6 protein-coding genes are annotated in these 12,299 nt (G+C 44.0%); 5 read left to right on the top strand and 1 reads right to left on the bottom strand.

The window, feature by feature from the left end:
- Positions 1 to 3 precede the first annotated feature (3 nt).
- The 3 genes from AB9N12_RS02100 to fsa all read left to right on the top strand — a co-directional run bounded on the left by AB9N12_RS02100 (position 4) and on the right by fsa (position 5,159).
- On the top strand, positions 4 to 1,431 hold the full coding sequence (locus AB9N12_RS02100; RefSeq protein WP_369889283.1) for a RagB/SusD family nutrient uptake outer membrane protein: 1,428 nt from the start codon (positions 4 to 6) through the stop codon (positions 1,429 to 1,431).
- Between the two features lie 39 nt (positions 1,432 to 1,470).
- On the top strand, positions 1,471 to 3,960 hold the full coding sequence (locus tag AB9N12_RS02095; protein WP_369889282.1) for a zinc-dependent metalloprotease: 2,490 nt from the start codon (positions 1,471 to 1,473) through the stop codon (positions 3,958 to 3,960).
- Positions 3,961 to 4,502: 542 nt separating this feature from the next.
- Complete coding sequence (gene fsa / locus AB9N12_RS02090; RefSeq protein ID WP_369889281.1) at positions 4,503 to 5,159, top strand: fructose-6-phosphate aldolase; 657 nt, start codon at positions 4,503 to 4,505, stop codon at positions 5,157 to 5,159.
- 107 nt (positions 5,160 to 5,266) lie between these two features.
- Here fsa and AB9N12_RS02085 read toward each other — a convergent pair whose 3' ends face one another.
- Positions 5,267 to 9,217 (bottom strand): two-component regulator propeller domain-containing protein, encoded by a 3,951-nt coding sequence (locus tag AB9N12_RS02085; protein ID WP_369889280.1) that lies wholly within the window; start codon positions 9,215 to 9,217, stop codon positions 5,267 to 5,269.
- 160 nt (positions 9,218 to 9,377) lie between these two features.
- On the opposite strand from AB9N12_RS02085, the gene AB9N12_RS02080 reads away from it, so the two are divergent.
- Both AB9N12_RS02080 and AB9N12_RS02075 read left to right on the top strand, forming a co-directional pair.
- Entirely contained in the window at positions 9,378 to 10,808 is a 1,431-nt protein-coding gene (locus tag AB9N12_RS02080) for an RNase adapter RapZ (protein WP_369889279.1), read from the top strand.
- A 41-nt stretch (positions 10,809 to 10,849) separates the two neighbouring features.
- Positions 10,850 to 11,599, top strand: coding sequence for a nucleotidyltransferase family protein (locus AB9N12_RS02075; protein ID WP_369889278.1), 750 nt, complete (start codon positions 10,850 to 10,852; stop codon positions 11,597 to 11,599).
- Positions 11,600 to 12,299: the final 700 nt, after the last annotated feature.

The following is a 12,299-nucleotide window of genomic DNA, read 5'->3' as shown; positions in this document are numbered from 1 at the left end:
GATATGCGTAGACTACTTTATATCTTGCCGGTTCTGCTTATATGGGGACTTGCAGCTTGCGAGAATTACGTGGATATTACTCCCACAGGAAAGAAGACTGTGGACTCTACCGAGACTTATTATGAATTGGTGGCTTTGCCGAACCGAAGTTATTATCCGTCGTCTTTTGCTTTGTTGAGTGATAATGTCTGGTCAAAAGAATCGAATATTATCGGCAAGGAATATCTTTCCTTTGATGGAATCAATATGACTTTTAATGAGGCTGCCGATCGTAAAGAGCTAAGTGATAACAATCTGTATGCAAACTGCTACCAATACATTTTACGCTCTAACATCGTGATTTCGTTGATTGATCATAGTATGGGTGACAAGAATGTGAAGGAGCTGGCTAAAGCGGAAGCAAAGCTCATGCGTGCGTGGGATCACTTTATCTTGGTGAATACATTCGCTAAAGCCTATAATCCGGAGACAGCAGCCACTGACGGTGGTATCGCCATTGTCGACGAATATAACTTGGAAGCGACTCCTACCAAAGCGACTGTTGCCCAAGTCTATGACTTTATCATCAAGGATATCGAAGATGCGTTACCTTATTTACAGGAGAAACCGGTGAATGTGTATCATCCGTCGAAAGCATTCGGCTATGCATTGGCGGCACGCGTTTATCTGTTCCATCGTGACTGGAAAAAGGCTAAGGAGGCAGCGGAGGAATCTTTGAAACTGAACAATGCTTTGATAGATTATATCGCTTTGGAGGCGGATGGAGGTCCGACCAAAGTGCTTACTTATGCCAAAGGTGGCAACCCGGAAGTGTTGAATTATGCCTATATGGGTAGTCCCAGCGACAATCCGGCTTATACCTATGGTATGATTAGTCCGGAACTGGTACAGCTCTTCGGAGATAATGACGAGCGGTTTAATCTGTTTTTCAAGACGACCGGAAATTCGAAGTTTTTCTTTGATGAGGGCTCTGGAACTGCTTTATGGAATGCGGGAATTACCTATTCTAAGTTCCAGTATATGGCTGTAGGTATGCGTACCGCCGAAGTTTATCTGATTTTGGCAGAAGCCAATGCGCGATTGAATGATGTATCCGGAGCTGTCAAAGTGTTAAACCTGTTGCGTGAGAAACGTATCAAGGGGAGTGAAGCGGTATTGCCGGAACCGGCTACACAGCGTGAGATGATGCAGGCAATCATCAATGAGCGTCGTAAAGAGTTACTCTTCGGGTTCAGCCGTTTCTGGGATTTGAAGCGGTTAAATACGGAAGCTGACTATGCGAAGACGATTACCCGTACTTTCCCGGTGGTAACTACGGATGTTGAACAGAAAACGTATACATTGAAACCGGATTCACGTTTGTATGTCATTCCGTTCCCGGTAGCTGCCCGTGAGAAAAATCCGAACCTGACACTGAATACTAACGAATAAAGACCCTAATACTAACGAATAAATTAGAAAGAAAAAGCAATGCAAAAGATTTTAATGATAATTGTATCGGTACTATGGGGACTGCAAGGAGCAGAAGCCCGGACCGATGTGATAAGTTCGCTTGAATATGGAACGAAAAGTCTGGTGCTCCGTGAGGATACAGTCAAGAAAGACACTGTCAGGAAACCGACCGCTTACGAGAAACTTCTGAAAGAGGGAGGGAGTGAATGTGAGGGCATGTTTACAGTGCGTCATATCAAGGATGGTTGGTATTTTGAAGTACCGGATTCTTTATTGGGGCGATTGTTATTGGTTGTTACTCGCTTCAAAGCCGTACCGCAGGGGTTCAAAATGCTCAGTGGGGAAGAGGTGAACCGGAGTGTGGTTTATTGGGAACAGCATGACAGCAAGACTCTATTCTTGCGTGAATATGTACAGTCGCAGTTTGCCCGTCCGGGTGATAAAATAGCAGAGGCGTTAAAGCAGTCGACTGTAGATCCGGTGATCTGTAAGTTTGATGTTATCGGCAGAAATCCGAAAACACAGGCGCAGCTCATCCATGTATCCAAGTTTCTTTTGAGCGATAACAAGACATGCGGTTTTACATCGCGTGACCGTTCCATTCTTAGCATTGGTTCTTTAGCGCAGGACCGTACCTATATGGATACGATAAAGACCTATCCTATTAATGTGGAAGTGGTCACGTTGCGTACTTACAATATTACTTCCGGTAAATTGCCGGCTGCGGCAACGGGTTCGGTGACAGTGAAACTGAATACCAGTATCGTAATGTTACCTGAGGAACCGATGCAACCGAGGCTGGCGGACGAACGGGTCGGATTTTTCCAGAATCCGTTGACCGAATTTTCAGATGATCAGCAGGTTACAACACATGATGCCATCATTCAGCGTTACCGGTTGGAGCCGAAAGACCCGGAACGTTATCGTAAAGGACTACTTACCGAACCGAAGCGTCCTATTGTGTACTACATCGATCCGGCAACACCCAAGAAATGGATACCTTATCTGAAAGCCGGTGTAAACGACTGGAATGTTGCCTTTGAAGCAGCCGGATTCAAAAATGCCATCATAGCTAAAGAATGGCCGGATGATCCTGCAATGAGCTTGGACGATGCACGTTATAGTGTGATACGCTATCTGCCTTCTGAAACGGAGAATGCTTATGGACCGCGCATTGTCGATCCGCGTAGTGGAGAAATCATGGAAAGTCATATTTGCTGGTATCACAATGTGATGAACTTGCTTAAAAAGTGGTATATGGTGCAGTGCGGACCTTTGGATAAACGTGCACAGTCAATGACCTTTGATGATAAATTAATGGGGACTTTGATTCAATTTGTTTCCTCGCACGAGGTAGGGCATACGCTGGGGTTACGTCACAATATGGCCGCCAGTTCGGCTACTCCGGTAGAGAAGTTGCGTGATAAAGCTTGGGTGGAAGCCCATGGGCATACGGTATCTATCATGGATTATGCACGGTTTAATTATGTCGCACAGCCCGAGGACCGGGTTTCAGAGAAGGGGCTTTTCCCCCGCATTGGCGACTATGATAAATGGGCGATAAGATGGGGGTACCAATATCGTCCGGAATTTAAAGACCCCTTTCAGGAAAAAAAGGCATTGCGTGCTGAAGTCACTAAGAAACTTCAGGGCGACCATCGTTTGTTGTATATCGGTGATGAGGGGAAAGGTACTGACCCGCGCAGCCAGAGTGAGGACTTGGGAGACAATAATATGAAAGCCAATGAATACGGTATAAAGAACCTGAAAAGGGTGATGGAACATATACTGGCTTGGACAGCACAGCCTGACGACCAGTATGATGATCTGAATACGATCTATAAATCTGTCCGTGCCCAATATATGAAATATACTCTGCATGTGCAGAAAAACCTGGGAGGACGCTATGCCAATAATCTGCCGGGACAGAAGCCTTACGATTATCTGCCGCGTAGTGTGCAGAAAGAAGCAGTAGAGTGGCTGGGACGGAATCTGCTTGTCGCTCCGCTTTGGCTCTATCCGGATAAGGTGGTAAGTTGTACCGGAGTGAAAGTGGTGGATGAGATTCGCGACCGTCAAAGTTCTACTTTGGCTTTATTGCTTGCCCCGGGAATGTTACAGAATCTGTATTCGGCTTCCATGTGTGCTTCAGACCCTTATCCGATCGAAGAATATTTGGACGATGTGTTTGCTACGGTGTGGAAACCTTTGAATGATTCCAATGAACTGGAAAATAATTTCCGTCGTCAGCAGCAACGGGTTTATCTGGGATTTATCGAACGTATGATGAATCCTGATAGCAAAGATGCCGGAAATGTGAATACAACGGTTAGCCGTTCCGATATTCTGCTCTTTGTAGAAATGCACCTGGATAAGATGGAAGGATATGTGAAAGAGCAACTTGCCATTTGTAAAGGAGGAGATCTTAATAGCAGGCACTATACCGCTTTGCTACGGAATATAAAGAAAGTAAAAGAAAAATATTATGGGAAAAATGCCGATGCATAAGCTGCGGTGAATTTACCTTAACAGGCTTACTCTTCTCTAATGATAAGGGAGGCTGCCTGACAGGTCTCGGTAATTAGAAGTCGAGAGACTGTCTAACAGGTATCAGTAATTGGAAGTCACCCCTGCCGGAATATGCTTTGGCAGGGGTGAATTTGTTAAGATATAGCTTGTTAGACAGCCTCTCGGAATCGTTAACATAGGATTTGTTGGATAGCCTCTTCTTTTTATGCGGCTTTGTATTCCCCAATAGAGCCGCTGTTTCGTTTAGATAGAGCCTCTGTTTCATCCAAATAGAGCCGCTGTTTCACTCAGATAGAGCCTCTGTTTTACTGAAATAGAGCCTCTGTTTGATGTCGCCTACGTATGGATGAATTTCAACCTACAAGTAAATGCCCCTAAGTCTGCGTGTCGCTGTTATCTCCTTCCATCAAGCGTTCAAAACATATACCTCGATACATCAATTACGATCGTTTAATTGAGGATAAATGAAAATAATTCCGTATCTTTGATTATTCAATCGTTAACCATTAAAAATTAAGCGTATGAAGTTTTTTATTGACACAGCTAATCTGGAGCAAATCCGGGAGGCCTATGACCTGGGAGTACTTGACGGAGTGACCACTAATCCTTCGCTGATGGCGAAAGAAGGTATCAAGGGAACGCAGAACCAGCGTGAACATTATATTAAGATATGCGAGATCGTCAATGGAGATGTGAGTGCTGAAGTGATTGCAACCGATTATGAAGGCATGATCCGTGAGGGCGAGGAACTTGCTGCGCTCAATCCGCATATTGTCGTAAAAGTGCCTTGCATTGGCGATGGAATCAAAGCGATCAAATATTTCACCGGAAAGGGAATCCGTACCAACTGTACATTGGTGTTTTCGGTTGGGCAGGCGTTGCTGGCGGCTAAAGCCGGAGCCACCTATGTCTCACCGTTTGTCGGTCGTCTGGACGATATTTGTGAGGATGGAGTAAAACTTGTGGGGGATATTGTACGCATGTACCGTACCTATGATTACAAGACACAGGTGTTGGCTGCCTCTATCCGTACTACGAAACACATTGTCGAATGTGTGGAAGTGGGTGCCGATGTGGCTACTTGCCCGTTAAGTGCGATCAAAGGATTGCTCAATCATCCGCTAACCGATTCGGGATTGAAGAAGTTCTTGGAAGACTATAAAAAAGTCAATGGGTGAGTATTCAATGAAACTTGCAATAGATTAAAATTCTCAGGCACGGATTGCATCGTTGCTGGATGGTAACCATCATTCTGAAAATCGTGTAATCCGCGCCTGAAAAGTAGTTATTTTTCGGGTCGTTGCTGATGGCTCTTCTTTCCCTTATATTGAGTGGGCGTTTCTCCTGTATATTGTTTGAAAGCTGTACTGAAATAGCGTGAAGTCGTAAATCCGACCTTCTCGGCAACTTCTGTGAACGACAGATCTGTACTGGTGATTAGCATGATCGCTTTTTCCATCCGGAATTTGGTAATGTAATCGTTGACTCCCATATCGGTCAGGGCTTTCAGTTTATTGTAAAGGGAAGCACGGCTCATACCTATTTCTTTGCAGACAAAGGTGACATCCAGCCGATTGTTATCCAGATTTTCTTGAATAATTTTATTTAGTTTCAACAGGAAGGTTTCATCTGCCTGGCTGAATGTGCTTTCTTCCGGTGCGGGGACCCATCCTGCATGTAAATACCTCTTCTTGATAGATTCGCGGTTTCTTAACCGGTTACGAATGATTTCCATCAGCATTTCTATCTCAAAAGGCTTTGTAAGGTAGGCGTCTGCTCCATTCTTGTAACCGCTTAACTGGCTTTGTTTATCATCTCTTGCCGTCAGCAGGACAATAGGAATGTGACTGATGGTAATGTCTTCCTTGATGTTTTTACAAAGCTCATATCCGTTCATTCTCGGCATCATCACGTCACAGACGATCATATCCGGGATATGGCTTTTGACCAGTTGGAGAGCTTCCACACCATCCGAAGCAATGATTACCCGTTTGAAATATTCTCCCAGTGACTTTTTCAGGAAATCCGTCAGGTCCGGATTATCATCCACCACTAATATACTGTAAGAACTCGTATCGAAATGACTCTCCTCCGGTAGTTGTTCTTTGCTGTCATCGCTCATCAATTCGTTCAGATAGGCTTTCGGTTGGCAGATAATCTCTTCTGATTGTTGACGGAGCGGGAGTTCAAAGAAGAAGGTTGCACCGGCTTCCTGATTGTCTAGGGCACCGATGGAACCTCCGTGCAGTTCGACCAGAATCCTGGAATAGGATAATCCGATTCCTGTTCCGCTCTGTTCTCCCGTACCTTGATAGAAACGGGTGAAGAGTTTCTGTGTATTTACTTGTTTGAGACCGTCTCCCTGATCTATGATGGAGATACGGACGCTGTTTTTCTCGGGAAGCAGCTTCGAGGTGATGATGATTTCTGCATCTTGCGGACTGTGTTTTAAGGCATTGATAAGCAGATTGCTTAGAATAATTTCACACTTGTCTTTATCGAAACTGACAGTGTCGATCTGTGGGTCAAGCTGATAACGGATAGATACGTTCTTTGCTTCGCCTTCGCTGGTGAAATCTTGTGATACATGTTCAATCCATTGGTTGAGAGCGTATGGCTGTATCTGCAATTTGCTTTCTCCGACCTCCATCTTACGCACATCAAGTACCATATTGATCAGATTCTTCATTCGCTGCGATTGGCGATAGATCGCTTTTATTGGTAGATATTGTGCATCTTCGGCAGAAAGAGATTTCAATATCCGGCTAAGTGGCGCATGTATGAGAGTCAATGGGGTACGCAGTTCGTGACTGATATTAATAAGGAAGCGCACTTTTTCTTCGTACACCTGTTGCTGATGTTCCTTCATTGCCCATTTCAGCTTTTCCTCTTTGCGCTTTAACGCTCTTCGGAACGTTTCGATGACAGCAGCAGCAATGAACACTGCACAACTGATGATGAACCACCATGTCTGATACCAAGGAGGGAGAATCGTCAGTTCCAGTACCTTCTGACTGGGAATCCAACTCCCATCTTTCGCCGTGCAGGATGCCATGATTTTATAACTCCCCGGAGGAAGTGAACGTATGACCAATTCGGGATTATATGATTCGATTTGCTGATCGTTCAGTCCTTCTATCTGATATCTGTATACTTTCTGTCGGAAGATGTCTTTTTCTTTCGACATGACCCGAATGGTTATATTACTGTTCCAGGGAGCGGCGATTCCTACAGGGTTACTGCTTAGCTTGTCATTGACGGATTCTCCGTTGATGACCACATCCGAAAGTTGTAATTGCGGGAATTCGGAGGTGATTAAGGGCAAGTTGCTGTCGATATGCAATAACCCTTTTACACCTCCCATATAGATATTCCCCTGCGAACTTAATAAACGGGGTTTGGATAGGTATTCATTCTGAATGACACCGTCGGATTCACCGAACAGAACAAATTTTCTTTCTTTGATTAACCAGGCGAAAAGCATGTTGTCTGTTCCTATCCATACTTTCCCTTGCTGGTCGCATACGATCAGAGTAGCCTCCTCAAAGAGGGAAGTTGGTATCGGAGTTTGTGCTTGAGTGACAGGGTTATAATGCATCAGTCCGTAATTGTTTCCGATCCAGAAGTTTCCGTATTCATCTTGTGAGACAGAATGAATCAATGTGTCTTTACTGCATTGAAATATTATTTCGAGGCGGTTGGTACGGTTGTCCAGCCTGAAGATATGTTTGGTGTCGTTCAGATAGGTGCCATTCTGGCTATTGGCTATGGGCAAAACGGTACCGATAATGTCTGCTCCTGGTTGTTCGGTAGCCATAGTGAATGTTTGTTCTTTCAGGTTGTACTGGTAGATGTGGTCTCCCAATAGCAGTACGCTGGAGGGGGTGTTCTGGAATAGGTTTACTGTTTTTCCCCGGCTTCCGAGACGTTTGGAGGTTTCGGGATCAATGATAATGAAAGGAGTTTTCTTTCCCGTTGACGGATTGAAAACAAATACGCCCTGCGAGAAAATAGAAAGCAATAGATTACCGGAGGTAAAAGGGCAGATAGAGGCTACTTTATCTTCCCATGTGGAGGGAAAGTGGGTGAACTTCTCCGTAAGGGGATTGAAAAGATTGATACCTCCACCGTCCGTGCCTATCCAAATGCGATTATCTGATTCCTGATAGAGACTTAGTACGGTATTGTTACTTAATCCGTGGTCATTGCCCGGCAGTACATCCGTATAAGTTTTCATCGAAACCTCCCGGATACTGATAAGACCGTTGCGAATACTTCCTGCCCATATATTATTATTCCGGTCATTATAAAGACAGAGAATGGAGTTGGCGGGCAGTGAGTAGTTTTCTCTTCCCGGTATGTGTTCCAGTAAAGAGAAATGTCCCGTTTCAGGTTCAAGAATGTTGATGCCTCCTCCGTCCGTTCCGATCCATATCTTTTCTTCCCGTTCCGCAAGACTTAAGACGACGTTATTGCTTAAATCCGAGTTGTGTGTGTTATACGAAGCCAATAGCTTTCCATCGTGGGAAAAACAGCTGATACCTTCGTTATAGGGGGCTATCCATATTCGGTTTTGTGAATCGATCAGCATATTCATGATTTCCTTTCCGCAGTCAAAAGGAGGAGGGGTGTGTTTACCCGTATTTAAATTCAGAAGGAGTAGTCCCTGCCATCGGCTGCAGCAAAGAAGTGTGTGCTCATTCCATAAACTCAGTAGCGTGATATTGAAATTGGGCTCTTGATTAAACGTCTGTAAAAGGTGAAGAGAAGAATGTTGGTAACTGTAGAAATAGACTTTGTTTTGTGAGCCGAATAAAACTCCGTCTTTCATTAAACAAGTCGAGTAGGCTACGATGTTATTCCCTTTCTCGTCCGTAGGTATGAAGAAGTCATCGCTTTGTCGCTGATAACATGCCACTCCTTTTTCTGTCAGAATCCAGATGTTATTCTGTTTATCTTCTGTTATCTGATTGACTTGGTTGTGAGGGATGGAATGAGGATTGTCTGCCTGATGAATATACTTTTTAAGTTCGTTACCGTCGTACCGTCCCAGTCCGGAACGGGTTCCAATCCATACAAACCCTTGTTCATCGGTCAGGATGCATCGTACGGTAGAGGGTAATCCGTCTTTCAGGGAGATTTGCTTGTAATAATAATGCCCGGCTTGAAGGGGAAGGAGCCCTGCAAACTGTATAATAAATACCGTATATAGTAGAATAAAGGTTTTTGTTTTCATGGTTAGGTCAGTTAAACTGAAACAAAGATAATATATTCAAATGGATGTTTGTTATAAAGCACTTATTTTATTATTCTTTTGGGTGAGAGATGGATCTTTGAATGAGAATTCTTTTCTTTATTTAGCCGGATTCTTTATCTTTGCCTGAAAATATACGACTATGATTACCGAAGAACTACAGAAACTTTATCAGTCATATACAGGTGTTCCCGCTGAAAACATTGCAGAATTACCGTCTTCCGGTTCGAACCGCCGTTATTTCCGTCTGACGGGCGTGCAAACACTGGTTGGAGTATATGGAACCTCTGTGGAGGAAAATGAAGCTTTTCTTTATATGGCAGGACATTTTCGTAAAAACGGTCTGCCGGTTCCTGAAGTTTACATCGCATCGGAAGATAAAAACTGTTACCTGCAAGAAGATTTAGGTGATACTTTATTGTTTCATGCCATAGAGAAAGGCCGTGCCACCAGTGTATTCTCCGAGGAAGAAAAAGAACTGCTTCGCAAGACGATCCGTTTACTGCCCGTTGTTCAGTTTGCCGGTGCCGACGGGTTCGACTTTTCCCGTTGCTATCCCCAACCGGAGTTCAATCAGCGTTCTATTCTTTGGGATTTGAATTATTTCAAATATTGTTTTCTGAAAGCTACCGGAATGGAGTTTCAGGAAGACAAACTGGAGAATGATTTTCAGAAGATGGGCGATGTGTTGTTACGTAGTTCTTCCGCTACTTTTATGTACCGTGATTTTCAAAGTCGTAATGTGATGATCAGGGACGGGGAACCTTGGCTTATTGATTTTCAAGGTGGTCGCAAGGGACCGTTTTATTATGACATTGCTTCTTTTCTGTGGCAGGCAAAAGCAAAATATCCCGATAGTCTCCGTAAGGAGTTGTTGCAAGAGTACATGGAGGCTCTCCGCAAATATCAGCCGATAGACGAATCCTATTTTTATAGTCAGCTGCGCCACTTTGTCCTTTTCCGTACACTGCAAGTCTTGGGGGCCTATGGCTTCCGTGGTTATTTCGAGAAGAAGCCGCATTTTATTCAAAGTATTCCCTATGCGATTGAGAACCTGCGTGAACTGCTAAAAGAAGAGTATCCCGAATATCCGTATCTTTGCAAGGTTTTGCGGGAACTCACCGGACTGAAACAATTTACAGAAGAGCTGAAAAAGCGTCAGCTTACTGTCAAGGTCATGAGTTTTGCATATAAAAAAGGGATTCCTGACGATCCGACAGGTAATGGAGGCGGCTATGTCTTTGATTGTCGTGCCGTGAATAATCCCGGAAAATATGAGCGTTATAAGCCTTTTACCGGGTTGGATGAACCCGTGATTACTTTCCTGGAAGAGGATGGTGAGATTCTCCGGTTTCTCGAACATGTGTATGCGTTGGTGGATGCTTCCGTGAAACGATATATGGAACGTGGATTCAGCAACTTATCTGTCTGCTTCGGTTGTACCGGAGGACAGCATCGGTCTGTTTACTCGGCACAACATCTGGCAGAGCATCTGAACCGCAAATTTGGCGTGAAAGTCGAACTGGTGCACCGGGAACAGAACATGGAACGCACGTTTGAGGCAACCGTATAAGAAGATAGTGATTCCGAAAAAAGAAGAAAGCAACTGATCAAATGAAAGCTATGATATTTGCAGCTGGTCTGGGCAGCCGGCTGAAACCGTTGACCGATACCATGCCCAAGGCTTTGGTTCCGATAGCCGGGCGTCCGATGTTGGAGTATGTTATTTTAAAACTGAAGGCTGCCGGATTCATGGAAATAGTGATTAATATCCATCATTTGGGTGAACAGATACTTGATTTCTTGAAGGCCAATGGAAATTTTGGACTGAGCATACATATCTCCGACGAACGTAGCCTGTTGCTTGACACAGGCGGAGGAGTCAGGAAGGCCCGTTCCTTTTTTGAAAACTCCAATGAACCTTTTCTGGTACATAATGTAGATATTCTTTCAGACGTGAATCTGAAGGAATTATATGAATCTCATTTACGAGGTGGTGCTGTTGCTACTTTGCTGGCAAGCCGGCGTAACACTTCCCGTTATCTTCTTTTTGATTCCGATCAGAGACTTTGCGGGTGGGTCAACAAAGATACCGGACAAGTGAAACCGGAAGGTTTTCATTATGATCATTCACTTTATCAGGAATATGCGTTCAGCGGTATCCACGTGCTTTCACCTGCTATCTTCCAATTAATGGATACGCTTCGTTGGGAAGGGAAGTTTTCTATTATGGATTTCTATCTGGCCACTTGCCGGCAAATAAACTATTCCGGTTATCTTGCAGAGAATCTACAACTGATGGACATCGGTAAACCGGAGACATTGGCTAAAGCTGAGAGATTTCTATACCAAAGCATCCAATAAAGAGAGGGAGTTATCCCTCCCTATACGCATAAACCGATACTCGGGAGTGAACACGAAAAAAGCCCCTTTTCACCGAAGGTTTTGCCTGAAAGCACACCGGAATGAGAAGTGTATGATTTCAGCCTCTGCTTTAGTGAAACGGAGCTTGCATTTCACCCAAACGGAGCCTCTGTTTTACCTTAATAGAACCTCTGTTTTACCTTAATAGAGCCTTTGTTTCACCCTAATAGAGCCTTTGTTTTACCTCAATAGAGCCTCTGTTTTACCTCAATAGAGTCTCTGTTTGGTTCAGCTTGCATGCTGGTGTGTTTCAACCTACAAGTAAATACCCCAAAGTCTATGTGCCACCCGCTTTTGCCTGCGTGGTGAATCTACGGGGACCTGATTTGAGGGGTTACGAACAACCGTGCTTCGGGCAAAAGTGTCGGATAGGTCTCAATGCTTTTTTATGCCGGATTACTTTTTGTATATAGCCGTTTTATCTTCCGGGAAATGAAAAAATGGAACATCTATTCAGCTCAAAAGAGAAGTCGGTCCTTGTTATAATTATAAATTTCCTTGTTTGACTTGAAAAGTGTTCAATGATGTCTATATCGCTATCATTTATCGATGGAATGGATGATTTTAGATAAAATTGGATATAAAATAGCGATTTTGGAACATCTTATTTTGATAGCCATTTTATTTTTGCAGCCGATAA

This window comes from Bacteroides sp. AN502(2024), assembly GCF_041227145.1.
In the GTDB taxonomy this organism is placed as follows: domain Bacteria; phylum Bacteroidota; class Bacteroidia; order Bacteroidales; family Bacteroidaceae; genus Bacteroides.
This window is presented reverse-complemented; position numbering and strand designations above follow the sequence as displayed.